The sequence below is a fragment of the Microbacterium protaetiae genome (assembly GCF_004135285.1).
GTDB classification, from domain to species: Bacteria; Actinomycetota; Actinomycetes; order Actinomycetales; family Microbacteriaceae; genus Microbacterium; species Microbacterium protaetiae.
Map to the genome: position 1 here is coordinate 1,182,758 of NZ_CP035494.1, position 25,025 is coordinate 1,207,782.

The 25,025-nt window shown below is 69.6% G+C and carries 25 protein-coding genes; 5 read left to right on the forward strand and 20 right to left on the reverse strand.

The genetic code is table 11. The features are described from left to right. Window positions 1-55 precede the first annotated feature (55 nt). From ET475_RS05440 to ET475_RS05460, 5 genes are all read right to left on the reverse strand, one after another. The gene (locus ET475_RS05440) at window positions 56-343 is read right to left on the reverse strand and encodes an HU family DNA-binding protein (RefSeq protein ID WP_129386895.1); all 288 of its coding nucleotides are present in this window, start codon (window positions 341-343) and stop codon (window positions 56-58) included. Window positions 344-606: 263 nt separating this feature from the next. Beyond that, window positions 607-912, reverse strand: coding sequence for a 30S ribosomal protein S14 (gene rpsN / locus ET475_RS05445; RefSeq protein ID WP_129386898.1), 306 nt, complete (start codon window positions 910-912; stop codon window positions 607-609). A 4-nt stretch (window positions 913-916) separates the two neighbouring features. After that, entirely contained in the window at window positions 917-1,087 is a 171-nt protein-coding gene (gene rpmG / locus ET475_RS05450) for a 50S ribosomal protein L33 (RefSeq protein WP_029145259.1), read from the reverse strand. Beyond that, window positions 1,087-1,323, reverse strand: coding sequence for a 50S ribosomal protein L28 (gene rpmB / locus ET475_RS05455; protein ID WP_055987914.1), 237 nt, complete (start codon window positions 1,321-1,323; stop codon window positions 1,087-1,089). The genes rpmG and rpmB overlap by 1 nt, the downstream gene beginning before the upstream one ends. Before the next feature lie 1,096 nt (window positions 1,324-2,419). Then, the gene (locus ET475_RS05460; protein WP_129386902.1) at window positions 2,420-3,181 is read right to left on the reverse strand and encodes an SDR family oxidoreductase; all 762 of its coding nucleotides are present in this window, start codon (window positions 3,179-3,181) and stop codon (window positions 2,420-2,422) included. Window positions 3,182-3,283: 102 nt separating this feature from the next. On the opposite strand from ET475_RS05460, the gene ET475_RS05465 reads away from it, so the two are divergent. Further along, a complete protein-coding gene (locus ET475_RS05465) occupies window positions 3,284-4,123 on the forward strand; it encodes a helix-turn-helix transcriptional regulator (protein ID WP_129386905.1) in 840 nt (279 codons plus the stop codon). Between the two features lie 302 nt (window positions 4,124-4,425). On the opposite strand, the gene ET475_RS05470 is transcribed toward ET475_RS05465, so the two are convergent. Further along, window positions 4,426-5,226 (reverse strand): DNA-3-methyladenine glycosylase, encoded by an 801-nt coding sequence (locus ET475_RS05470; RefSeq protein WP_129386908.1) that lies wholly within the window; start codon window positions 5,224-5,226, stop codon window positions 4,426-4,428. Window positions 5,227-5,485: 259 nt separating this feature from the next. Here ET475_RS05470 and ET475_RS05475 point away from each other — a divergent pair, with 259 nt between their 5' ends. Beyond that, window positions 5,486-6,205 (forward strand): glutamine amidotransferase-related protein, encoded by a 720-nt coding sequence (locus tag ET475_RS05475; protein WP_129386911.1) that lies wholly within the window; start codon window positions 5,486-5,488, stop codon window positions 6,203-6,205. Window positions 6,206-6,208: 3 nt separating this feature from the next. On the opposite strand, the gene ET475_RS05480 is transcribed toward ET475_RS05475, so the two are convergent. The 14 genes from ET475_RS05480 to ET475_RS05545 all read right to left on the reverse strand — a co-directional run bounded on the left by ET475_RS05480 (window position 6,209) and on the right by ET475_RS05545 (window position 23,861). Continuing rightward, window positions 6,209-7,678, reverse strand: a complete 1,470-nt coding sequence (locus ET475_RS05480) for a hypothetical protein (protein ID WP_129386914.1) — start codon at window positions 7,676-7,678, stop codon at window positions 6,209-6,211. After that, window positions 7,668-8,546 carry a TIGR03943 family putative permease subunit gene (locus tag ET475_RS05485; RefSeq protein WP_242497781.1) on the reverse strand — a complete coding sequence of 293 codons (879 nt, stop codon included), beginning with the start codon at window positions 8,544-8,546 and terminating at the stop codon, window positions 7,668-7,670. Before ET475_RS05485 ends, ET475_RS05480 begins: the two co-directional genes overlap by 11 nt. Next, entirely contained in the window at window positions 8,536-9,573 is a 1,038-nt protein-coding gene (locus ET475_RS05490; protein ID WP_129386917.1) for a permease, read from the reverse strand. The genes ET475_RS05485 and ET475_RS05490 overlap by 11 nt, the downstream gene beginning before the upstream one ends. A 1-nt stretch (window position 9,574) precedes the next feature. Continuing rightward, complete coding sequence (locus ET475_RS05495) at window positions 9,575-9,994, reverse strand: Fur family transcriptional regulator (RefSeq protein ID WP_129386920.1); 420 nt, start codon at window positions 9,992-9,994, stop codon at window positions 9,575-9,577. Between the two features lie 161 nt (window positions 9,995-10,155). Next, complete coding sequence (locus ET475_RS05500; RefSeq protein ID WP_129386923.1) at window positions 10,156-11,454, reverse strand: Dyp-type peroxidase; 1,299 nt, start codon at window positions 11,452-11,454, stop codon at window positions 10,156-10,158. Then, window positions 11,451-12,677 carry an iron uptake system protein EfeO gene (gene efeO, locus ET475_RS05505; RefSeq protein WP_129386926.1) on the reverse strand — a complete coding sequence of 409 codons (1,227 nt, stop codon included), beginning with the start codon at window positions 12,675-12,677 and terminating at the stop codon, window positions 11,451-11,453. Before efeO ends, ET475_RS05500 begins: the two co-directional genes overlap by 4 nt. Beyond that, window positions 12,664-14,241: an iron uptake transporter permease EfeU gene (gene efeU, locus ET475_RS05510; protein WP_165310772.1), complete on the reverse strand. Its 1,578-nt coding sequence runs from the start codon at window positions 14,239-14,241 to the stop codon at window positions 12,664-12,666. The genes efeO and efeU overlap by 14 nt, the downstream gene beginning before the upstream one ends. A 1,214-nt stretch (window positions 14,242-15,455) precedes the next feature. Then, window positions 15,456-16,319, reverse strand: a complete 864-nt coding sequence (locus ET475_RS05515; RefSeq protein ID WP_129386932.1) for a metal ABC transporter permease — start codon at window positions 16,317-16,319, stop codon at window positions 15,456-15,458. Beyond that, window positions 16,316-17,071 (reverse strand): metal ABC transporter ATP-binding protein, encoded by a 756-nt coding sequence (locus ET475_RS05520; protein ID WP_340638603.1) that lies wholly within the window; start codon window positions 17,069-17,071, stop codon window positions 16,316-16,318. Before ET475_RS05520 ends, ET475_RS05515 begins: the two co-directional genes overlap by 4 nt. A 288-nt stretch (window positions 17,072-17,359) precedes the next feature. Continuing rightward, complete coding sequence (locus ET475_RS05525) at window positions 17,360-18,337, reverse strand: metal ABC transporter solute-binding protein, Zn/Mn family (protein WP_340638604.1); 978 nt, start codon at window positions 18,335-18,337, stop codon at window positions 17,360-17,362. Window positions 18,338-18,803: 466 nt separating this feature from the next. Continuing rightward, entirely contained in the window at window positions 18,804-20,171 is a 1,368-nt protein-coding gene (locus tag ET475_RS05530) for a dihydrolipoamide acetyltransferase family protein (protein ID WP_129386939.1), read from the reverse strand. Between the two features lie 147 nt (window positions 20,172-20,318). Further along, a complete protein-coding gene (locus ET475_RS05535; protein ID WP_129386942.1) occupies window positions 20,319-21,284 on the reverse strand; it encodes an alpha-ketoacid dehydrogenase subunit beta in 966 nt (321 codons plus the stop codon). 107 nt (window positions 21,285-21,391) lie between these two features. Continuing rightward, on the reverse strand, window positions 21,392-22,540 hold the full coding sequence (locus ET475_RS05540) for a thiamine pyrophosphate-dependent enzyme (protein ID WP_129386945.1): 1,149 nt from the start codon (window positions 22,538-22,540) through the stop codon (window positions 21,392-21,394). A 220-nt stretch (window positions 22,541-22,760) separates the two neighbouring features. Next, complete coding sequence (locus tag ET475_RS05545; protein ID WP_242497782.1) at window positions 22,761-23,861, reverse strand: histidinol-phosphate transaminase; 1,101 nt, start codon at window positions 23,859-23,861, stop codon at window positions 22,761-22,763. A 123-nt stretch (window positions 23,862-23,984) separates the two neighbouring features. On the opposite strand from ET475_RS05545, the gene ET475_RS05550 reads away from it, so the two are divergent. Genes ET475_RS05550 through ET475_RS05560 form a run of 3 tightly spaced genes read left to right on the forward strand, consistent with a single transcriptional unit; the run spans window position 23,985 to window position 25,002 of the window. Further along, window positions 23,985-24,191: a ribbon-helix-helix protein, CopG family gene (locus tag ET475_RS05550; RefSeq protein ID WP_242497783.1), complete on the forward strand. Its 207-nt coding sequence runs from the start codon at window positions 23,985-23,987 to the stop codon at window positions 24,189-24,191. After that, window positions 24,188-24,562 carry a type II toxin-antitoxin system death-on-curing family toxin gene (locus ET475_RS05555; protein WP_129386952.1) on the forward strand — a complete coding sequence of 125 codons (375 nt, stop codon included), beginning with the start codon at window positions 24,188-24,190 and terminating at the stop codon, window positions 24,560-24,562. Before ET475_RS05550 ends, ET475_RS05555 begins: the two co-directional genes overlap by 4 nt. A gap of 41 nt (window positions 24,563-24,603) precedes the next feature. After that, a complete protein-coding gene (locus ET475_RS05560; RefSeq protein ID WP_129386955.1) occupies window positions 24,604-25,002 on the forward strand; it encodes a phage holin family protein in 399 nt (132 codons plus the stop codon). Window positions 25,003-25,025 lie beyond the last annotated feature (23 nt).

Genomic DNA, 25,025 nt, shown 5'->3' on the forward strand with positions numbered 1-25,025 from the left:
CGCGTGCCAGAGGGGGATGCCGCGGCCTGCGGCATCCCCCTCTTCGGCGTTCGTCTTACTTGACGGCAGCCTTCAGCTTCGAACCGGCGGTGACCTTCACGCGCTTGCCGGCAGGGATCTTGATCTCGGCGCCGGTCTGCGGGTTGCGGCCGGTGCGGGCCGCGGTGGCGACCTGCTCGAAGGCGATCCAGCCCGGGATCGAGACCTTGCTGCCCTTGGCGACGGCCTCGGAGACCGTGGCGAAGAGAGAGTCCAGAACGCTCGAGACGGTGGACTGGCTCTGGCCGGTCGCGCTGGCAATGCTCGCAACGAGCTCGGTCTTGGTGATGGACTTGTCAGCCATATGGGTGTGTCCTCCAGACGGCGGACCCGCCGCCTTTGTCTACGGAACCGAAGGACGTTGGTGCCCCCCGGCTGGTCTTTGCGACCGGGTCCGAATGTACCAAGAAACCGCGGAATCATGCGGATTTCGCGGCATCCGTCGCAGAATCACCCGGCGTGTCGGCGGTTTTCGTGTGGCAGATGTTACTGATGTGACAGACGGGATGCCGCAGGCATGACGAAGGCCGGAACCCACACGGGCTCCGGCCTTCGGTGAATCGGGCTCTACCAGCTCGACTTGGTCACGCCGGGCAGCTCACCACGGTGGGCCATGTCGCGGAAGCGCACGCGCGAGACGCCGAACTTCGACAGGTGGCCGCGCGGGCGGCCGTCGATGACGTCGCGGTTGCGCAGGCGCACCGGCGAGGCGTTGCGGGGCAGCTTCTGCAGGCCGACACGGGCGGCCTCGCGCTGCTCGTCGGTGGAGGCCGGGTCGACCAGCTGCTTCTTCAGCTCGGCACGCTTCTCGGCGTAACGGGCGACGACCTCCGCGCGCTGGTTGTTGCGCGCGATCTTGCTCTTCTTGGCCATGCGATCAGCGCTCCTCTCGGAATTCAACGTGCTTGCGCACGACGGGGTCGTACTTCTTCAGCACGATGCGGTCGGGGTTGTTGCGGCGGTTCTTGCGCGTCACGTAGGTGTACCCGGTGCCGGCGGTCGAACGCAGCTTGATGATCGGACGGACGTCCTGGGCCTTCTTCGCCATCAGAGCTTCACACCCTTCGCGATGAGGTCCTTCACGACCGACTCGATGCCACGGGCGTCGATCACCTTGATGCCCTTGGCGGACACGTTGAGGGTGATCTTACGACCCAGCGACGGGACGAAATAGGTCTTCTTCTGCACGTTCGGGTCGAAGCGGCGCTTCGTCCGGCGGTGCGAGTGCGAGATGTTGTGACCGAAGCCGGGAACCGCTCCGGTCACCTGGCACACTGCAGCCATGGTGATGTCTCCTTCTGTACCGTGACGCCGGACGGCGCCACCCAAGATCCCTTGTCTGCGTCTCGCGACACCCCTCGTCAGCGCCCGGATGCACCGGTCGCCTGTTGAGCGAAGTGAGACGAAACGCGAACTGCGCGCTGGAGTGCGTGCAGACAAAGAACGAGTTTAGCATGGCCGGGCGTGTCGCCTTGACCGGCGTGGGGCAGGGGTCGCGGGTCGCGGCTGCGCGACGGGCTGCGCGGCGCGGTGCTTCACCCCGCGAAACTCACTCCACCGCGCGAAACACCGTGCATTGCGCCAAGTCTCGCGCGAAACCATGAGCCTCGACGCGCCAAGCTCGCGGCCCTGGCCCACCCGGCCACCGGGCCACCCAAAACACCTCGCCGGCAACACACCGCCGGTTCACGACGCGAACTCAGCCCTCTTCCCGGCGCTGCTCCGCGCCCCCACCCCGCGAAACTCACTCCACCGCGCGAAACACCGCGCATTGCGCGCAGTCTCGCGCGAAACCATAAGTCTCGACGCGCAAAGCCCGGGGCCCTGGCCCACCGGCCCACCCAAAACACCTCGCCGGCCACACCACCGGTTCACGACGCGAACTCAGCCCTCTTCCCGGCGCTGCTCCGCGCCCCCACCCCGCGAAACTCACTCCACCGCGCGAAACACCGCGCATTGCGCCAAGTCTCACGCGAAACCATGAGTCTCGACGCGCCAAGCCCGCGGCTGCGGCGCGGCGGCGGGGCAGCGCGGCACCGACGCCCACCACAGCGACCGCGCCAGAGCACGCGCCCCACCGGAAGCATCCCCCGCCGGGAGTCGGGGATGCCGGAATGTCGCCCCACCCGACAGACCAGGCATCCCCGCCGTGACGGTCAGCGCTTGCGCGCCTTGACCGTGTTCTCTTCGGCCTTCCCCTTCTTCAGCGCACGCTTCTCCTTGAGCGTGGCCTGGGGTGCCTTCTTGGCGTTGTGCTTGTCTGCCATGGTGATACTCGCTTCCCTCATCAAGCTGGCGGGTATTCCGAGTGACCATAGCCCACTTCTGACCGGAAGTCACTTCCTACGAACTGACCTGGGGTTTCTGGCGCCCAAGCCCCTCACGCCGCCGCATGCGGGTCGAACCGATTCAGCATCTCGACGGTCTGCGCGTAGTCGCCGCGCACCTCGCCGAAGCGCAACAGCTTGACGTTCTCGACGAGGATCTCGTGTGCGTCGGGCTGCGTGGCGATCAGCTGGATCGTCTCATCGGCGAACTCGTCGAGGGGCATGGCGAAGGGGCTCCCGCTCTGCCCGGGCAGAATCTCGGTCGCCACAGCCGGGGGCACGAGCTCCAGCACCTTCACGCTCGTGTCGGCAAGCTGCAGACGGATCGTCTCCGACAGCTGATGGATGCCGGCCTTTGTCGCGTTGTACGTCGGCGTCACCCGCAGCGGCGCATGCGCCAGACCGCTCGACACCGTGACGATCGTCGCATCGGGTCGGCTGCGCAACTGCTCGATGAAGGCCGCTATCAGGCGGATCGGTCCGAGCAGGTTCGTCGTGATGATCTGCTCGGCATCAGCCAGGAAGCCGTCATCGTGCCAGTCCTCGAGGCGCATGATGCCGGCCATCGGGATGAGCACGTTCAGATCGGGATGCGCAGCGATCACCTCGACGGCCGCGCGGCGGATGCTTGCGGCATCCGCCGTGTCGATGTGCACGGCGTCGAATCCATGCGCGATCCGGAGCTGGGCGAGCACCTCGGTGCGGCGACCGCCGATGATCACGATGTTGCCGGCGGCCTGCAGGCGGATGGCGAGGGCGAGTCCGATGCCACTGGTCGCGCCGGGGATGAAGATGGTGTTCCCTGTGATGTTCATGCGATCCAGGATCAGCGGCATCCCTTCGCGGCGTAAGAGACGCGATGATCAGGGGATCCGCGATCCCTGGTTCACGACGCCTGCACGCGGGACACTGGACAGATGGACCGCGCCGCACTCGCCGACTTCCTCCGCCGTCGCCGCGCAGCGCTCCTGCCCACCGATGTCGGCTTGCCCTCCGGTGCGCGGCGGCGGGCACCGGGCCTGCGGCGCGAGGAAGTCGCGGCGCTCACGGGAATGTCAGCTGACTACTACACACGCCTCGAGCAGAGTCGGGGCCCGCAACCGAGCGAGCAGATGCTCGCCGCACTGGCGAGGGCGCTGCGCCTGACCGATGACGAGCGCGACTACCTCTTCCGCACGGCGGGGCACTCGGCGCCCGACCGACGCAGTTCACTCCCGCACGTCGCTCCGGCCCTGTTGCGCGTGCTCGACCGACTCGAAGACACCCCGGCACTCATCCTCTCGAATCTCGGCGAACCCCTCGTGGCGAACCGGATGGCGCAGTCGTTGTTCGGCGATGTGTCGGCACGCACCGGCCTGGACCGCAGCGACGTCTACCGCTGGTTCACCGAGCCGGCCTCGCGCGCTGTCTATCCAGAGGACGATCACGCGCGGCAGGCCCGTGCCCTCGTTGCGAACCTGCGCGTCGCCTACGGCGCCATGGGGCCCCGCTCCCGGGCCGGCGAACTTGTGCGCGCGCTGCAGACGGCCAGCGCGGAGTTCGCCGAGCTCTGGGCCAGGCACGAGGTCGCGGCGCGCTTCGAGGACCACAAGACCCTCATCCACCCCGAGCTGGGCGCTATCGAGCTCGATTGTCAGGTGCTGTTCACCGAAGACCAGTCGCAGGCACTGCTCGTGCTCACCGCCGCGCCACACACCGAGGCTGCCGAGAAGCTCGAGCTGCTGGCCGTGCTCGGCACGCAGCGTTTCGGCGGTTGAGTCATCCGCGCGGAGAGCGGGAGTGCGAGGGGGCTGCGTGGCGCGTTTCGACTCGGTCGCTGCGCTCCCTCGCTCAACGGGCGGGGCGGGCGAACCGGCGCTCAACGGCCGGGCCAGGCGCTCCGGCACTCAACGGCCGGGGTCACCCGCTCCCTCGCGCAACGGCCGGGGTCAGGCGCTCCAGCGCCCAACGGGCGGGGACGGGCGAACCGGCGCTCAACGGCCGGGCCAGGCGCTCCCTCGCTCAACGAGCGGGGTCAGTCGCTCCAGCGCCCAACGGGCGGGGTCAGTCGCTCCGGCACTCAACGGCCGGGGTCGCCAGGAGACAGGCGCGCCGACGCCGCGGCCTCGGCGGCCCCGCGCCCCCATCGGAAGGGCGAGACCGTGCGATCACCGGGGATCCAGAATCGCCAGGGGAACGCATCGGTTCCGGCGACACCGGCGATGCCGACACGGGGTCCGGATGCCACCTCCGCAAGCGGTTCGTCGCGCATCTGCAGGCTCACCACGGCGCCGCCGAACGGCGTCGAGTCGACCACGTCGATGCCGTCGTGCAGAGCGTGCCGCAGCCCCAAGGCGTCGCCGAGCCGGCCGGGCCCACGAGCGAGTTCGCGGTCGGTGCGAGCGGCAGGTCGGCGCGCACGCGCGAGCTCGAGCCCTTCGACGACCTCACCGGCGCGCAGCAGAATTCCGCCGGCTTCCCCCTCGGGTCCGCACACGACATTCGCGCACGAGTGGATGCCATGGCTCAAATACACATACAAGTGACCCGGCTCGCCCCACATCGTCGCGTTGCGCTTCGTGTACCCCATGCGCGCGTGCGAGCCGGGGTCGGGCACCGGGCCGGTGCCCTTGCCGTGGTACGCCTCGACCTCGGTGATGCGCACAGCCGCCCTCTGCCCGTCGATGGTCACGGTGAGGATGCCGCCCAGCAGCCGCGGTGCCACTTCGAGCGGCAACGCCGTCAGCTCTTCGCGCGTGGCAGGCCGCAGCGCGGGCGCGAGTGCGACCGGCGCGGCACCTGTGGAAGTGTCGACACCGGCCGGCGAAGAGACGGTGACGCCCTCCCGGCGGGCGGCGGAGTCAGGGAGCTGTTCGTTCATGGCGCGGTGGGCACGGGCCCGCGTCCACGATACGCCGGCCCCGGCCGGCATCGGGCGGCCCCGGGCGGCATCGGCCGGCGCTGGCCGGCCCCGGGCGGCATCGGGCGGCGGCTGCGGCGCCAGCCGTGCAACAACTCAGTCTGCGAACCTGCTGCGCCGCCACCCACCCGCGCAATCACGCCACCCAGCCCGACGCCCGCACCGACACAGACTGAGTTGTGACACACCCCGCCGGCGAGCCACCGCCTAGAATCACGCCATGCCGCTCGTCTATCTGTGTGTGCGTCCGCAGCGCGAAGCGGCGCGCGCCGAGTACGCGTCATTCCGGGCGGAGTCCGGGCTCACCGAGACATCGCTGCATTTCCACGACCTCACCCACGAGCCCCTCCCCGCCGACGCCCTCGACCGATGGACCGGATTCCTCGTCGGCGGCAGCCCCTTCAACGTGACCGACACCGCCAGAAGCGAGATCCAGCGCCGGGTCGAAGCCGATCTCGAGGTCGTGGCGGCGGCAGCCGCGGCGGCGAACACCGCTGCCCTGTTCACCTGCTACGGCATCGGTGTCGTGACCCGGATGCTCGGCGGCGAGGTGTCGCGTGATTTCCCCGAGCCGACCGGCCCGACGCCGGTGCGACTCACCGGAGCGGCCGTCGGCGATCCGATCACCGCCGATCTGCCCGCGCACTTCGTGGCTCTGTCGGCGCACAAGGAGGGTTCGGGCGCCGTTCCGCCGGGCGCGCTGCTGCTGGCGACCAACCCCGTCTGTCCCGTACAGGCCTACCGCGTGGGCGACCGGCTGTACGCGACGCAGTTCCATCCCGAGTCGACTCCGCTGCCGTTCACCCAGCGCATGGCGTTCTACCGCGACGGCGGATACTTCGATGCCGAGGATTACGACGAGATCTCGGCGCGCGTGCTCGCGACTCCGGTCACCGAGCCCGGGCGGATGCTGCGCGCATTCGTGCGCGCATGGGGGTGACCCTCACTGCCCGAGCGTGGGCGGCACCTGACACCACGAGGGCGCGAAGCCGCTGAAGGCGTGCACCTCGGCACCGTCGGCAAGCGTGATCACGTGCGTGACAAGCTTCTGCGGCATCGGCGAAAGGTAGTCGTCGTAGTCGTTGTGCACGCTGTCGGGCGCGACGGTGACCGCCGCGTACTGCCCGCTCGGTGAGACGCAGATCTGCTGCACGGCATCGTCGACCGACAGCGTGAGCAGTGAAGTGGCTGCGCCGTCGGCGTCGACCCGGTAGACGATTGTTCCCTCGGGCACACCTTCGCCCGCGCCCGATCCGCCGGCGACGTCGAGCACGGTGTACGGCCGGATCGTGCCGCCCGCGGTGCCGGGCACCGGCGTCACTGTGCCCAGATGCCCCGGCACCGCGCGCCCGTCGGCGTGGGCGGTGACAAGCGGCGCGGTCGTTCCGTCGGTCAGATCGACGGTCACCATGCCGTCGGCGCGTTGGACGACCGCGATCGACGATCCGCGCGCTATCCCGTCGATGGCGGTGCCGGTGCCGAGATCGGTGGTGCCGCCGCCCGACGGGTCGCCGAGCAGCATCCGCCCGTCGTAGTTCAAGACGAGCATGCTGTCGCTGTCGGGCACGAACCGCCAGTCGGCGACTCGCTGGTCATCGCCCGCGACTGTGATCTCGGTCGGCGACGTCTGGGCGGCGCTGTCTTTCAGCGACGCGGTGAACAGCCGGCTTTCGCGGGCGCCGTCTTCGCCGAGGTTCGCGTCGGAGTAGGTGTACCCGACGAGCTCGCCGCGATCGGCGCTCTGCAGCTGCGTGATGGTGCCGGTGCCCGGGAGCGGCAGCTCGCGCGCATGCTGACCCGCAAGATCGGTGGCCACGAGAACGGCGTGGCCCTGCTGGTCGAGCACTGAGATGACCAGGTGCGAGCTGGTAGCGCGGAAGTCCTCGATGTGGTCGGTGCGGAACACCGTCTCGGGATCGGATCCGTCCAGCCGCGTACGCACGATACGGTCGTCGGCGCCGGTGCGCGCCAGCACATAGACCGACGTCGGCGGCGTGCGGAAAGTGCGGGTCACCGTCGTGGCCGGGCCCCCGCCCAGGCCCGTGACACCGGCGAACCGCACGGTGTAGTCGGTGTCGTCGTGCAGCGGCAGGGTGAAGCGCACACCCATGCTGCGACCCGAGGTGTCGACGGTGAAGTCGGCCGCGGGCGTCACGGTGACCTGGTCGGCCGTGATCGGGTGCAGCGACTGGTTCATCGTGACGATCAAACGGGAACCGGATGCCGCAGCCGAGGCCGCGGCATCCACTTGTACGCCGGTGACCCGGGGACCTTGGGCGCCGCCGACGGCCGCGCCGGCCAGCCCCACGATGGCGAGCACGCCCAGGACGGCGGCGAACGAGGTCAGGAACGATCGGCCGCGCCGCCGGCGCGTCGCCGCGCGCCGGGTGCTGCGCGTGGCGTCAGTACTCATACGGATCCTTGGGCTCGGCGATGCGCTTCACCGCGGTCGCCGCGATCTGCAGCGCACCGGCCGTCGTCGACCGTACGGTTCCGGTCACCTCGACCCACACACCGGTCGCCGGTGCCGCGACCGCGGCAGCGATCGGCACGCTCGCCGACTGCGCGTCGATCACGCAGTGGGTGATGACCAGGCGCGTGAGGTCGAACGCGCCGTCGTCACCGGGAGTGACGAATCCGGTGAGGGTGACCGCGTCGCCCTCGAACGCATCGGGGTTCGTCGCGGTGGCGAACACACTCGCCCAGTCGCCGACGCCGAACTCGGACGTGTCTCCGCGCGTCGCAAGGTTCACGACATCCGTCCCCGCGAACAGGGGCGCCGCGCCCACGTCACGGGTCTGCGCGATCTCGGCCGACAATGACGCGGGCGGCAGCAGCAGGATCGAGAGCATGACCGCGGATGCCGCGACCCCGCCGACCGCGCCGATCGTGGCGCCCATCGGCCGAGCCGCGCGACCCCCGGTCGTTGAGTGAGCCGTGCCCCCTCCGGTCGTTGAGCGAGCGGAGCGAGTCGAAACGACCCCCTCCCGGTACGCGTCGACTCGGGCCTGCGGCTCTCGCGTGGCGGGCGGCGTGTGGGCGTGGTCGCCCCCGAACTGGTGATCGTGCCCGTGGTCGGCTTCGGCCCCCAGGGGCAGCAGAAAGCTCAGCGCCGCCCCCACCAGCAGCAGCACGGCCATCGGAACGGCGAACCAGTTCGACGACGGGTTGATGTAGAGCGCGAGGCGTCCGGTCGCCGCCAGCCACAGGGTCACCACGGCCAGGCACGAGGCCAGTCCCACCCCGAGCCAGCGGTTCCACAGTGCGGTTCTACGCGACAAGGTTCACCCCCACCGCTATGGCGAAGGCCGCCAGCAAGACGGTTGCGACCATGCCGACGAGCACCTTCGTGGTGAAAGTGGTGCGCAGCAGCGCCAGCATCTTCACGTCGACGAGGGGCCCGACCAGCAGAAAAGCGACGATCGAGCCGGGCGTGAAGGTCGAGGCGAACGACAGCGCGAAGAACGAGTCGACGTTCGAGCAGATCGACACGATCATCGCCAGCAGCACCATTGCGACGATCGAGAACACCGGATTGGATCCGATCGCCAGCAGCGCGTCGCGCGGCACCAGCACCTGCACGGCCCCGGCGACCGCCGATCCCACCACGAGCGCGGGCATCACGGCCCGAAGTTCGACGACGAGTTGCGCGAGACTGCGACGCCACCGGCCGCCGGGTTCGTCGGCGGCGAGTTCGCACGCGTCGCGGAACCGCTCGGTCACCAGCGCGTCGGGGTCGGGATGCCGGCTGTAGATCCATCCGATGAGGTTGGCGATGAGGTACCCGCCGACAAGACGCGCGATGAGGATGCCGTCGCCGAACCCGAACGCCTGGTGGGTCGTGATGATCACGATGGGATTCACGATCGGGGCTGCCACCAGGAACGTCAGCGTCTCGGGCACGCTGAACCCGCGCATCATCAGGCCGCGCGCGAAGGGCACGTTGCCGCACTCGCACACCGGGATCACCATGCCCAGCAGCGACAGCACCGCCCGGCGCGCCCAGGCGCGGCGCGGCATCCATCGCTCGATCGCCCCCGCCGGGATCCACACCTGCACGACGATCGAGAGCACCACCCCGAGCACGACGAACGGCAGCGACTCGATCAGCACGCTGAGAGCAAGGGTCAGGCCGTTTTGCGCGCGGGTGGGCAACTCGGGCATGAAGCCGGGAACGAGCGCGGCCAGGGCGAACAGCGCGGCGATGGCGCCGATGCCGAGCCCGATCGCGACGGTGCGCCGGGTCGCCGGTGTGGCCGACAGCCGGGCCGTCGGCGGGGTGGATGCCGGGGCCTGCGTACGTGTCACGTCAGTGTTCGCCCGGCCCGGCCGCTTCGGCGTGCGTCGCGGTGCACTCCCGGCACAGTCCGAAGATGTCGACGACGTGCTCGGCCTCGGTGAAGCCGTGTGCGGCAGCGGCGGTGCGGGCCCATTCCTCGACGCCCTTGCCGGCGATCTCGATGGTCAGTCCGCACGAACGGCAGATCAAGTGGTGGTGGTGACCGTGACTCGTGCACGCGCGGTACAGGCTCTCGCCCTCGGGGCTCTGCAGCGAGTCGGCGTCGCCGGCCGAGGCCATGTCGGCCAGCGCCCGATACACGGTGGCCAGCCCGATGCCGGTGTTCTCCCCGCGCAGGGTCGCGTGCAGGGTCTGCGCGCTGACGAACCCCCGTGCGTCGGTGAGCGCCTCGCGCACGCGTTCGCGCTGCCAGGTGTTCCGCTGGGCCATGGTCCGAGTCTAGGCGGGACTGTCGGAGGAAGGCCTGGGAGCGGGTCCTCGGCTGCCTGTGGCTGTGGCTGTGGCGGCGACCGCACCGGTGCCAGTGGCTGCGGCTGCGGCTGTACCCGCACCGGCGCCTGCGGCGGCGGCGAGAGACAAGTGGAGGCGGGTCATGCGAACAGCGCCTCGCCGATGTACGAGCCGGCGGCCGGGGCCGGGGGCACCGCGAACACTGCCGAGCCGACGTGCGCGATGTACTCGTTGAGAAGGTCGGATGCCCCGAGCCGGCGTTGCAGCCTCACGAAGTTGTCGGGGTCGTTGGTGTAGGTGAGAAAGAGCAGCCCGGCGTCGAGCTGGCCGTACTGGTTGAGCCCATCGGTGTAGTTGTACGGGCGGCGCAGGATCTTCACCCCGTCGTTGTTCTCGTGCGCGGCCAGGGCGATGTGCGACCGTGCGTCGATCTTGGAAGCGCCCGCGGCATCCTTCACTGCGAAGTCCGGGGTGGTGTGCTCGTGCCCGCCCGACAGCGGCGAACCGTCGACCTTGGTGCGGCCGAAGATCTTCTGCTGGTCGGCGACGTCGTCGGCATCCCAGATCTCGATGTTCATCTGGATCTTGCGGGCGATCTGATACGTGCCCCCGGCCATCCAGCCCTGGTCGGTGCCGGCCTGCACCCACTTCGCATAGTCCGCATCTGTGGACACGTTGCGCGTGCCGTCCTTGAAGCCGAACAGGTTGCGCGGGGTGGTCTGATCAGGGCCTGCCGATGCGCGCCCGAAGCCGAGCACCGTCCAGCGCACCGTCGCGGTGCCGCGGGCGATGCGGGCGAGGTCGCGGATCGCGTGGTACGCCACCTGCGGGTCGTCGGCGCATGCCTGCAGCGACAGATCGCCTCCCGTCAGCGCCGGATCGAGCCGGTCGCTGGGCAGCGCGGGAAGCTCGGCGAGTGTGGCGGGCCGGTGGCCGGCCAGCCCGAACCGGTCGCCGAAGACGCCGGGCCCCAGCCCCACGGTGACGGTGAGGGATGCCGGACCCAGATCGAGTGCTTCACCGGTGTCTTGCCCCGCACCGGTGCCGGCGGCCGGCACCACCGAACCCACGGTCTTGCCCGCCTGCAGCTGAGCTATGGCCGCAGACCAGCGCGCGAGCAGCACCTGCAGACTGCGGGCGACCGCCCCGGCCGCGAGGTCGAACGTCATGTAGACGCAGTACCGCTGCGGTATCGTGCGAATGCCGGGCTGCGGCATCCGAGTCGCCGTCGCATAGAACGGGATGCTGCGGCTCAGATCCACCGTCTCGTCGGTCGCGTGCGCGGCTGAGATCTGCTGGGCGCCGAGCACCCCGCCCACCCCGGCGACCACGCCCAGGCCGGCGGCGAGTCCCCCACCGAGCAGCGCACGGCGCGATACGCCCCGACGGACGGCGTCTTCTGTGCCGTCTGCCGGAGCGTCGTCACGCGTGCGGGTCATGAGGCGGCGGCGACCTTCTGCGCAAGCTGCGAGAGGGGATCCTGCAGCGCCTGCACGGCCTGCGAGATAGTGTTCGCAGCGGCCTTCTTGGTGGCGTCGTCGTAGCTGACGTAGCCGCCCAGCGCGTTCGCGTCACGGTAGGTGGCCAGCACGTCGTCGACGTTGGCGAACTGCGCCGTGATCTGGTCGGTCAGATCGGCGTTGAGCTTCTTCAGGCCCGGTTCGAGGTAGGCGAACGCCTGGCGCGCGCCCTCGACGTTCGAGGCGAGGTCGACGAGGTCGATGTGGCTGTAGGCCTCTTCTTCACCGGTGATCTTGTTCGACTGCACCTCTTCGAGCAGGCCCGCGGCGCCATTGGCGAGGTCTTCGGGCTTGAAGGTCAGGTCGCCGGACAGGTCGTTCAGCGTCGTGACGTTCTCGACGAGCTCGGCGGCCAGCTTCTTGGTGTCGTCGGTGATCTTGCCGCTCTGGAACAGGTCGCGCTCGATGGCGTGGAAGCCGTGCCAGCCGACCTCGGGGTCGAGGTTCGATGCGCGCATATCGATCAGGTAGTCGAGGTTGCCCGCGTTGTCGGTCGGGTCAGACCCCGGCTTGATGAAGCCCGACACATCGGATTCCACCTTCTCGTAGAACTGGCGCGTGCCGGCGTAAACGGTCTTGGCCTTGTCGAGGTCGCCGGCGTCGATCGCCGCCTGCAGCTGCTTGGATCCGTCGAGCAGGTCGGCGAGCCGGTCGCTGACATACCCCGCGTATCCGGTCGCACCGTCGGTGAGCAGATCGGCGGTGTCGCCGGTGGCGGCCGCCGCGGCCTTGCCGGTCACGGTGAAGTCGGTGAGCTCTTTGCTGGCACCCGGGCAGTACAGCTGGTAGGTGCCTCCGTCGAGGGTGACGGTGAACTCGACGGGGGCCAGGCCCGGCGCCAGGTTCTCCTTCTCACCGACGATGCGCTGATCCTGCAGCAGCTCGAACTCGATGATGCCGGTGGCTGACTCGTTGGTCACCGAGAAGGTGACCGGACCCGCCTTGGCCGTGGTCGTGTCGGCCGCGCATTCGTCGCCGTCGGAGCCCGCTGAGAGCGTCACGTTGACCGTCGATGGGCCGCTGCTCGAGCTCGGGTCGGCGGTGGACGACGTGCCGGAACACCCGGCCAGGGCCAGCGCAGAGGCGGTGCCGAGCACCGCGGAGAGGGCGACGAGCCGCGAGCGGCGATCAACGAACGGCATAGGAGGTGCTCCTTCGGTCAGACCCCGACACGGATGCGCCGGAGAGGGATGCCGCCTGCCGCGCCGCACGGCGCGCGGCGCGCAGTTCGCGCCAGGCCGAGAGGGCCACCAGCGCGGCGGCGACACCAAGCGCCAGCGGCAGCCACACCCGCCACAGGGTGAGCTCGCGGGCCAGGACGTCGCCGGCGGCGAGCGCGCGTGCGCGCTGGGTCGCCACGGCTTCGGGCACCGACCACGTCGTCGTGTCCAGGGTCAGGGTGCGCGAACCGGCCAGACCTCCGCCGGTCAGCGTGAGGGTCGTGTGCAGCGATTCGCTCGCATCCACGAGGCCGCCGTGCGCGGTCCATGCGACGGTGGTGGATGCCGCGGTCCAGGCCGCCTCGAACGGCCCGGGATTCTGCTGCGCGTCGATGCCCACCGGAATACGGCCGAACAGCTTCGTCAGGTCGTCGAGGGTCACCGTCGCCGGACGGTCGCCGGTCGCGGCATCCCTCTTCTGCGTCCACCGGGTGACGGCGGCGCCGTGCTTCTGGTCGGCGGCCGCATCGGCGCTGCCGAAGACGACGGGGTCGGATGCCGCGGTTCCCGCGATGTGCAGGGTCGGAACGCCGTTGCCGGCCAGGGTGGCGATGCCGGCGGGGCTCAGGGCCGCGGTGGCGGGCACCGTGGCGGTGCCGGTCGGGATCACCAGCGCGAGCACGATCGCGGCGACGGCCAGGCCCCCGGCGACCGCGAACTTCACGACCGGACGCATTGTCTGCGACGGGCGCCACCGCTGCGGCCAGAACGCAATGAGCAGCATCGGCACGAGGTACGCGAACCAGCCGAGCACCTCGATCAGGCGCGGATCGGCAGGGATGCCCAGCACCCCGGTGATCAGTGCCGACCGGATCGAACCGATCGGGGCAAGCCACGACAGGTCGACGGTGTGCTGCTGGCCGATAGTGATCCAGCCGGCTTCGTGCGCGCGCCGCAGCGCCGTCAGGACGAGCCCGGCGGCGACGAAGATCAGGAAGATGCTCGAGATGCGGAAGAACTTGCCCAGGTTGAGCTTGACCCCGCCGGTGTACAGCCCGTAGCCGACCAGGCAGGCGGCCGCGATGCCGAGCAGAGCGCCGAGTCCGGCGGCCCACACGCTCGTCGAGGCCTGCAGCGTGGCCAGGAGGAAGACGGCGGTCTCGAAGCCCTCTTTGATGATCGCCAGGAACGCCATACCGGCCAGCGCCCAGCCGGTGCCGCGGCCCAGCGCCTCCGTGGCCTCGGCCTCGATCTCGCGCTTGAGCCCGCGGGCGTTCTTGGCCATCCAGGCGATCATCGCGGTCACGAAGATCACCGCGACGACGCCGATGATCGCCTCGAGTCCTTCTTGCTGGGCTTGGGGCAGCGCCTGCTCGAAGGCCTGCAGTCCCACGCCCACGCCGATGCAGATCAGCACCGCCGCGAACACACCCAGCCACATCGGGCGCCGCGAGATGCCGTTGCGCTTCAGGAACGCCGCGACGATGCTGACGACCAACACGGCCTCGAGGCCTTCACGCAGGCCGATGACGAAGGTTGCGAGCACGAGCGGTTTCCGGGAGAGGGCGAGAGCGGGGAACGACGGTAAGGCTAACCTTACCCCCGGTGGGGTGTCCAGCCCACGGCGAAGTATGACGGCGGGGGCGCACCTCGAAGCGACACAACCAGACGGCAGACAAAACCGCCCACCGCAACGCCGGCCCAAATCGCCGCTTCCCCGCCGCGAAGCGACACAACCGGACGGCGTCCGCCGGCCCCGCCAAATCGCCTCCCACCCACGCACCAAACGCCGGCCCAAATCGCCGCTTCCCCGCCGCGAAGCGACACAACCGGACGGCGTCCGCCGGCCCCGCCAAATCGCCTCCCACCCACGCACCAAACGCCGGCCCAAATCGTCGCTTCCGCGCCGCGAAGCGACACAACCGGACGGCATCCGCCGGCTCCGCCAGATCGCCTCCCACCCACGCACCAAACGCCGGCCCAAGTCGCCGCTTCCGCGCCGCGAAGCGACACAACCGGACGGCAGACAAAGCCACCCACCTCCGTGCCGGCCCAAATCGCCGCTTCCCCACCACGAAGCGACACAACCGGACGGCAGCCTCCAGCTCCGCCAGATCGCCTCCCACCCACGCACCAAACGCCGGCCCAAATCGCCGCTTCCCCACCACGAAGCGACACAACCGGACGGCAGACAAAGCCACCCACCTCCGTGCCGGCCCAAATCGCCGCTTCCCCACCACGAAGCGACACAACCGGACGGCAGCCTCCAGCTCCGCCAGATCGCCTCCCACCCACGCACCAAACGCCGGCCCAAATCGCCGCTTCCGCGCCGCGAAGCGACACAACCGGACGTCAGCCTCCAGCTCCGCCAGTTTCGCCTCCCACCCACGCACCCAACGCCGGCCCAAATCGCCGCTTCCCCGCCGCGAAGCGACACAACCAGACGGCATCCGCCGGCTCCGCCAGATCGCCTCCCACCCACGCACCAAACGCCGGCCCGAATCGCCGCTTCCCCACCACGAAGCGACACAACCAGACGGCATCCGCCGGCTCCGCCAGGTCGCCTCCCACCCACGCACCAAACGCCGGCCCAAGTCGCCGCTTCCGCGCCGCGAAGCGACACAACCGGACGGCAGACAAAGCCACCCACCTCCGTGCCGGCCCAAATCGCCGCTTCCCCACCAGGAAGCGACACAACCAGACGGCGTCCGCCGGCTCCGCCAGGCCGCCGCCCGCCCAGCCCCCCGCTGGATGCTGCGGCTACGCCGCCGAGCGGGTTACGCGGTCGCGCCGCAGGCCGATCAGACGGCACACGACATAGATAACGAACGAGATCGTCGTGATGTACGGGCTGACCGGCAACTCCCCCATCACGGCGAGCAGAATGCCGCCGACCGCCGAGACGAAGCCGAACACGGCGGCTAGCACCGGCACGGCGACCGGCCCGGCCGAGATCCGCATTGCCGCCGCCGCGGGCGTGACCACCAGTGCAAGCACGAGCAGCGCGCCGATGATGTGCACCGCGACGGCGACCACGAGTCCGAGCAGCAACATGAACACCAGCGATACCCAGCGCACCGGCACGCCGCGCGCGGCGGCGGCCTGCGGGTCGAGAGAGTCGAACCGCAGCGGACGCCACATCAACAGCAGCCCCACCAGGACCACGGCACTGATGAGGATGAGCCACCCCAGCTGTGCGTTCTGCACCGTCACGATCTGGCCGGTCAACAGGCTGAAGCGGTTGGCGCTGCGTCCCTGGTAGAGAGACAGGAACAGGATGCCCAGGCCCAGGCCGAACGGCATGAGCACACCGATGATCGAGTTGCGCTCGCGAGCGCGAGCGCCGAGCCACCCAATGATCCCCGCGGCGATGAGTGATCCGACGATCGATCCGGTGACAGCATCCGCCCCCAGCAACAGGGCACCGGCAGCACCGGCGAACGAGAGCTCGCTGATGCCGTGCACGGCGAAGGCCATGTCGCGCTGCATCACGAACACGCCGATGAGTCCGCCGACCAGGCCCAGCACGGCGCCTGCCCACACCGAGTTCGACACGAGGGCGAGGATCTCGCCGTAGTCGGCGGCGCCCCCGAACATCGCGTTCCAGATGTCGGACCAGCTCATAGGTAGTCGTCCTCGTGATGGTGGTGCGTCTCTTCGGCGTCGGGAGCGCCGACCACGACGAGCCGATTCCCGGCGCGCTTGACGAAGACGTCGGCGCCGTACAGGTCGCTGAGCACATCAGCGCGCAGCACCTCGCGCGGCGAGCCGAGCGAGAAGCGCCCTCCGGCGAGGTACAGGATACGGTCGACCTTCTCGAGCACGGGATTGATGTCGTGCGTGACCAGGAGCACGCCGGCGCCGTGGGCGCGACGGTGCCGGTCGATCATGCGCACGACGGCCTCTTGGTTCGCCAGGTCGAGACTCGTGAGCGGCTCATCGGCCAGCAGCAGCCGCGGCTCGTCGGCCAGGGCTTGGGCGACGCGCAGGCGCTGCTGCTCTCCGCCCGAGAGCAGCCCCACCGGACGGTCGGCAAAATCGGTGGCAGCGGCATCCGCCAGCAGCGCGTCGACGCGCGCACGCTCGCCGCGGCGCGGGATCGGCAGGCCGAAGCGGTGTCCGTCCACGCCCAGCTGCACAAGGTCGCGCGCCCGCATCGACGTGTCGCGGGGCAGTGGACGCTGCTGCGGGATGTATCCGACCCGGCGATTGCCGGTGCGACGCACGCCCTCGCCGAGCACGGTGATGGTGCCGGAACTGAGCCGATCGAGCCCGAGGATCGCCCGCAACATCGTCGTCTTGCCCGACCCGGACGGGCCGAGCACGGCGATGAGCTCACCGGGCTGCACGACCAGGTCAAGGTCGTGCCACAGCACACGATCGCCGCGGCGCAGTGCGGCACCCTCGATGACGAGGGGCGGCTCGGGGACGTACTCACTCCTCCACCTTAGTGATAACCGTTCTCATTGATGCTGTGTGGCTCCAGCGACCCCTTCTCGCCGAGACAAGGGATTCTCGCCGAGACCCGGGGCGTCGCACCCGGTTTCGGCCGGAATCCCTTGTCTCGGCAAGGCCCGTGCGCGGATTGCGGGCGACCGGTGCTGCGGGTTGCGGGCGGCCGGTGCGGCGGGTTTGCGGCAGACCGGTGCGGCGGGTTGGCGGGGTCAGCCCAGCGCGTCGCCCAGCTGCGAGACGTTGTCGGCCATCCACGTCAGGTAGGTCTCGCCGTCGGGGAGCAGTTCCGAGAACTGCAGCACCGGGATGCCGCTGTCCTTCGCCTCTTGCACGACACGGTCGGTCTCTGCCCCGGCGGCCTGCGCGTTGATGATCACGACGGCCACCTGCTTCGACGAGATGATCTTCAGCGCGTCCAGCAGCGTCGCGGGCGCGACATCCTGCCCTTCTTCGACGGCTTCACTGAACTCCGACGGCGTCTTGTTGTCCAGGCCGGCCGCGTCGGTGAGGTAGAGCGGCAGCGGTTCGGTGACGAACACCCCGTTGCCCTCATGCGCGGCCTTCAGATCCCCGAGGGCGCCGATGATGGGCTGGATGCCGTTGGCGAACGTCTGCGCGTTCGCCGTGTATGCCGCGGCCCCACCGGGATCTATCTCGCCGAGGGCGTCAGCGATCTTCTCGGCGAGCATGGCCATCACGGCCGGGTCGTAGAAGACGTGCTCATTGAAGCCCTCGAGGTGGTCATGATCGTGGTCGGCGTCGTCGGCGTGTGTGTCGAGGTCGCCGTCGGCCGGGTATTCGGGCGAGAGTGTGGCGGCGGTGATGACCTGCGCGTCGGTGCCGGAAGCCTGGACCAGACCATCCATGAACGGATCGAAGCCGCCGCCGTTCTCTATCACGAGGGCTGCGTTCTTGACGCGCAGCTGATCGCGCGCGCTGGCCTCGAACTCGTGCGGGTCCTGCGCCGCGCTGGCGATGATCGAGGTGACCGCGACCCGATTACCGCCGACCGCCTCGGCGATCGACCCGTACACGTTCGTCGAGGCGACGACCTGCACCTTGCCACCGGCGTCGGGCGAGCCGGCGGTGTCGGGCGAGCCGGCCGCGTCGCTCATGCCGGAGCACCCGGCGAGGACGACGGCACTGGCCACGAGTGCGGCGAGGGAGAGAAGTCGGGTCTTGATCACAGCATCTACTCTAAACCGTAATGAGAATCATTCTCAAATCGGGAGGGGGTGGCGGGCGGGGGTGGCGAGGCGTCGGGGCGGTGGGAGTGGGCGGCGAGGCGTCGGGCCGGCCGGCGGGCTGCACTGTTCGGCTCGCAGGACGATCCGGACGACACGCCGCGATACCCGGCTCGACACGCCCGGGATCCCGAATCCATCCTGTGCGATGAACGCACAACGCACCCGCGACGGCGGGCCAGCGGGCCAGCGGGCCAGCGGCCGGCGGGGCGGGCGGGCCAGCGGCCGGCGGCACGGCGGCGTGACGACGGGCCGGCGGGCGGCGCTGCGCTGTTCGTCTCGCAGGACGGTCCGGGCGACACGCCGCGATACCCGGTTCAACACGCCCGGGATCCCGAATCCATCCTGTGCGACGAACGCACAACGCACCGAGCACCCGCACAGACGCGACGGCCCGACCGCCGCCCCCTCAGTCCAGCAGCAGCGCGGGCTCTTCGAGGATCGAGGCGACGTCGGCGATGAAGCGGCTCATTCCGTCGCCGTCCACCACGCGGTGGTCGAACGACCCGGCGACGGTGGTGACGTACCGCGGACGCACCTCGCCGTCGACGACCCACGGTTTCTGCCGAATCGTGCCCATCGCGATGATGCCGGCTTCGCCTGGGTTGATGATCGGGGTTCCGGCATCCATTCCGAACACCCCGATGTTGGTGATCGTGATCGTGCCGCCCTGCTGATCGGCCGGGGTCGTCTTGCCATCGCGCGCCGTGAGAGTGAGCTTCTCAAGCGCCCGGGCGAGCTCGCGCATCGACATCGACTGGGCGTCCTTGATGTTGGGGACGAGCAGGCCGCGCGGAGTCGCTGCGGCGATGCCGAGGTTCACATAGTGGCGCACGCGGATCTCGGCGCCCTCCTCGGCGTCGACCCACGCGGCGTTGACCATCGGGGTACGGCGCACCGCCCAGATCACGGCTCGGGCGACGATCAACAGCGGCGACACCTTGACATCGGCGAAGTCGGGCGACGCCTTGAGGCGCTTGACGAGTTCCATCGTGCGCGTCGCGTCGACGTCGGTCCACACGGACACGTGCGGCGCGCTGTAGGCCGAGCCGACCATGGCGTTGGCGGTGGCCTTGCGCACGCCCTTGACCGGAATCGTCTCGACGCGGTGCGCGTCGTCGCCGGCGAGTCGCGACGGCGCCGTGGCCTGCACGGGGGCGACGGCGGATGCCGCCACCTCGGGTGCGACCGGAATGCGCTCTTCGCGCACCGCGGGCCACTCGGGCGTCGCGATGTTGCGGAAGACGCTGGCCTGCGACGCGTGGGCGAGCACGTCATCGCGGGTGACCTCGCCGGCAGTGCCGGTCGGGGTGACCGCGCCCAGGTCGACGCCCAGGTCGCGAGCGAGCTTGCGGATCGGCGGCTTGGCGACGACGCCCACCGATGCCCTGACCGGCCGTTCCGCCGGTTTGCGGCGGCGCGAGGTCACCGGGCCGCCGGTGCCGTATCCGACCAGCACCGATCCCTCGGCCTCGGGAGCGGGCTCGGGTTCGCCGTGCTCGCTCTGCCCGACGGTGACGTCGGGCTCGGATGCCACACCGGTGGCGATGGTGATGATGGGGGTGCCGACCTCGACCGTCTGCCCCTCGGGCACGAGGATCTCGCCCACGGTACCGTCGAACGGTGAGGGCAGCTCGACCAGCGACTTGGCGGTCTCGATCTCGACGAGCACGTCGTTGACCGCGACCTGGTCGCCGGGCGCGACGCGCCAGTTGACGATCTCGGCCTCGGTGAGGCCCTCGCCCACGTCGGGCAGAAGGAAGGTCTGGGGGCTCATGTCGTCACCTCTCGGGGGTGGGTGTGCACTAACTCAGTCTGAGCGCTCGCGACTCTCGGCATAGCGTTGAATCCCCGCACCGGGGAATATGCACAGACTGAGTTATGACACGGGGTGCGCGTATCACGGGGCTGCATCGTCTGCCTATCAGTAGGCGAGGACGCGGTCGACGGCCTCGAGGATGCGGTCGGGGTCGGGGAGGTAGGTTCCCTCGAGCTTGGCGGGCGGGAAGGGCGCATCGAAGCCCGACACGCGCAGCACCGGGGCCTCGAGCGCATAGAACGCCTCTTGCATGACGTGGGCCGCGACCTCGCCGCCCAGCGACAGGAAGCCGGGGGCCTCCTGCGCGTAGACCATGCGGCCGGTGCGGCGGATCGAGTCCAGAAGCGGCCCGTAGTCGACCGGCGACAGCGAGCGCAGGTCGACGACCTCGCACGAGACGCCCTCACCCTCGGCCAGAGCCGCCGCCTGCAGCAGGGTGGTGACCATGGCGCCGTGTCCGACCAGGGTCACATCGGTGCCGCGGCGCACAATTCGCGATGCGTGCAGCGGCGCGGCCGGCGCGGCGGTGTCGACCTCGCCCTTCTGCCAGTACTTCGCCTTCGGCTCGAGGAAGACCACCGGATCGTCTGAGGAGATGGCCTGCTGGATCATCCAGTACGCGTCGTTCGGCGTCGACGGCGACACCACGCGCAGCCCGGGGGTGTGTGCGAAGTAGGTCTCGGGGCTCTCCTGGTGGTGCTCGACGGCACCGATGTGCCCACCGTAGGGAATGCGGATGACCACCGGCATGCGCAGCGCACCCTCGTGCCGGTTCGTGATCTTGGCCAGCTGTGTGGTGATCTGGTCGAACGCGGGGAACACGAACCCGTCGAACTGGATCTCGCACACCGGCCGGAAGCCGCCCATCGCCAGCCCGATCGCCGTGCCGACGATGCCGGACTCGGCCAGCGGCGTGTCGAGCACGCGCTTGTCACCGAACTCGGCCTGCAGACCCTCGGTGACCCGGAAAACACCACCGAGCTTGCCGATGTCCTCCCCCATCAACAGCACGCGGTCACTGTCACCCATCGCGCGTCGCAGGCCCGCATTCAGCGCCCGGCTGAAAGGCATCGTCTCAGGCGTCGAGCGGGCCGGCGTTCCGGCTCGGCCCTCCGCGCCTCGCTCAACGACCGGGGGTGCGTCTGGCCGCGCCGTCTCGACGACCGGCAACTCACCACTCATCGCGTGCCCTCCTCGAAGGATGCCTCATACTCGGCCAGCCACGCCTGCTCACGATCGAGCAGCGGATGGGGCTCGGAGTACACGTGCTCGAAGATCGTCGAGGCGGGGATGCCGCCCAACGCCTGGGTGCGCGTGCGAAGAGATGCCGCGCCGTCGGCGGCTGCGGCATCCACCTCTGCGAAGAACGCGTCGGAGGCTCCCCGCCCGCGCAGATACGCCCGCATGCGGACTATCGGATCGCGCCGCGCCCACGAGGCCTCTTCGTCGGCGGTGCGGTACTTGGTCGGGTCATCGCTGGTGGTGTGCGCGCCCATGCGATAGGTGACCGCCTCGATCGCGCGGGGGCCCGAACCCGATCGGGCCTGGTCGAGAGCACGTCGGGTGACGGCGTAGCTGGCCAGCACGTCGTTCCCGTCGATCCGCTGCGACGGGATGCCGTACCCGGCACCGCGCTGGGCGAGAGCCACGCGCGCCTGGGTGGAGACGGGAACCGAGATCGCCCACTGGTTGTTCTGCAGGAAGAACACCTCGGGAGTCTGGTAGCTGGCGGCGAACACCATGGCCTCGTGCACGTCGCCCTGGCTGGAGGCCCCGTCGCCGTAGTAGACGATCACGGCTTCGTCGCTATCGAGGTCGCCGGTGCCGCTCTTGCCGTCGAAGGTGAGGCCCATCCCGAAGCCGGTGGCATGCAAGGTCTGCGAGCCCAGCACGAGCGTGTACAGGTGCGTGTTGCCGTTCTTGGGGTCGTACGGGTTCCAGCCGCCGTGCGTCACGCCGCGCATGAGCCGGATGATGTCCAGCGGATCGACGCCCCGGATCGTGCACACGACGTGCTCGCGGTAGGAGGGAAAAAGGTGATCCTGCGCGCGCGCCGCGCGGGCCGAGCCGACCTGCGCTGCCTCCTGCCCGTAGCTGGGCGGCCATAGGGCCAGCTGCCCCTGCCGCTGCAGGTTCGTCGCTTGCTGGTCGAACGCGCGCACCACGACCATGTCGCGGTAGAACTGCTCGAGATCGGCGTCGCTGAGCTGCTCGATGAGATCGAGGTACGGCTCGGCGGCGGGGGTGGGGGCGAAGGAGCCGTCGACGTCGAGAAGGCGGACCACGCCCGGCTCGTCATACGTCACGGCGTCGTCGGTCGGGGTCACCGTTCTACGCTAACTGCCGTCGCCGATCTCACTCTGGAAGAGTCTCGACAATGGATGCCGCGATTCGTGGTGCCCGTTCCACAGTCAGTCCTCCGCGACGAAGGTCATCGGGTCTCCCCACCCCCGTTCCGCGTCGCCCAGTTGTCGCAAGCGCAACACGGTCGTCATCGAGGACCCGGACGGGTAGTGGTTCTGCTTCGCGACAGCCGACTGAACGGTCTCAGCCGCGCGCCGGATGGTCGGCGGGAAGGCCCGCGAGAAGGGATGCCGCAACCCGCAGCACCCGCTCCACAGACTCCTCTTCGCCGACGGAGATGCGGATGCCGTCGCCGGCGAAGGGGCGCACGATGCACCCGTCAGCTTCGAATCGGGCTGCGGCATCCATCGTCTGCTCACCGGTGGCCAGCCACACGAAGTTGCCCTGCGCGTCGGGGATGCTCCACCCCTGCGCGCGCAGCGCGGCGGCGAGCCTGTCGCGACGTTGCCCGATTGTGCGCACGCGTTCGAGCAGCTCGCCTTCGGCCTCGAGGCTGGCCAGCGCCGCCTCTTCGGACTGGGCCGTCACCGACAGCGGCACGGCCGTCGACCGCGCGGCGTCGAGGATGCGGCGGTGGCCGATCGCATACCCGACCCGCAGACCCGCCAGACCGTAGGCCTTGGAGAACGTGCGCAGCACGACGACGTTGGAGTGGTCCGCGATGCCGAGCTTGCGCAGGCCGTCGACGGCGTCGGGCTCGGTGACGAACTCGGCGTACGCCTCGTCGAGGATCACCAGCAGGTCGGACGGGATCTTGGCCAGGAACGCCTCGAACTCGGCCTGAGTGACGACCGGACCGGTCGGGTTGTTCGGGCTGCACACGATGACCGCGCGCGTGCGGTCGGTGACCGCCGCCGCCATCGCGTCGAGATCGTGGCGGGCACCGGATGCCAGCGGCACTTCGACCGGGGTGGCGCCTGAGACGAGCACGAGCCCGGGGTAGGCCTCGAACGAGCGCCACGCGTAGACGATCTCGTCACCGGGGCCGGCGACGGCCAGCATCAGCTGGGAGAGGATCGACACGCTCCCGGCGCCGATGTGCACCTCGTCGGGCGTGACGCCGAATCGCACCGCCAGGGCCTGCCGCAGGCGGGCGGCCGTGGCATCCGGGTATCTGTTCACTCCCACGGTGCGCCGCAGCGCCTCGACGACGGCGGGCAGCGGCTCGTACGGGTTCTCGTTGCTGGAGAGCTTGAACGCCTCGGTGCCGGCCTGCTTGCCCTGCTTGTACGGGGGCAGCGCCGCGATCTCGGGGCGGATGCGAACGGGAGCGTCTTCGGTCACGCACAAGAGTCTACGAGCGCCGGCCGGTGCCCACTGCTCGTCGAGCGAGCACAACCCGCAGCACACCGCTCGTTGAGCGAGCGCAGCGAGCCGAAACGCCCACGGCCTTGGTACCATTCTGGTATGGCGATGACGGTGCGACTGCCTGCAGAACTCGACGCGAAGCTCGAGGAGATAGCGGCGGCCGAGCACGTCTCGAAGCATGCCCTGCTGTTGCAGGGCGCGCAGTTGATCGCGGCGCGCCGGGATCGCGGCGCGCAGATCGCCGAGGCCGTCGACTTCGTGCGCGCACACGACGCCGAACTGCTCGAGCGTCTCGCCGACGCATGACGCAGTTCCTGACCCTCGACGACGCGCTGCAGATCGCACAGACGCTGGGCTTCCACGTCAGAGATGTCGGACTGCTCGCATCGGCGACGGCACGGCCCGCGGCATCCGCCTTCGGCGAAGACGCCTACCCCACCCTCGACCGCAAGGCCGCGGCGCTGCTCGAGTCGATGCTGCGCGACCACGCCCTGATCGACGGGAACAAGCGCACCGGCTGGACCATGATGGTGGCCTTCTTGTGGATCAACGGCTTCGCCCACGACTTCACCACCGACGCGGCGTTCGATCTCGTGCTCGGACTTGCCACGGGCACCATCGACCTCGACCACGCCGAACGGCTTCTTCGCGCGCACCGGGTCGCGCGCGACGGGTAGTCCCCCTCGCCCGACGCGCGCGCGCATGTCAGACTGTGCGAATGCGATTCATCATCCGCGTCGTCGTCAACGCGTTCGCGATCTGGGTGGTCACGCTGATCCCGGCGTTGACGGTGAGCGTGCTCCCGATCCACGTGGACTGGAACGAGCCGCTGCCCCTGATGCTCACGCTGCTGATCGTGGCGGCGATCTTCGCGATCGTGAACACGGTCATCGGCACGGTGATCAAGATCGTCGCGTTCCCGCTGTACATCCTCACGCTCGGCCTGATCTCGCTCATCGTGAACGGTCTGCTGCTGTGGATCACCGCGTGGATCACGACCGCGTGGAACTGGGGTCTGCGGGTCGAGGACTTCTGGTGGGGCGTGCTGGCCGCCCTCATCATCACGCTGATCAACTGGTTCTTCGGCATCATCCTGCGCCCGCAGAAGCGCCGCTGACGGCAGTCGACGGAATAAACCGG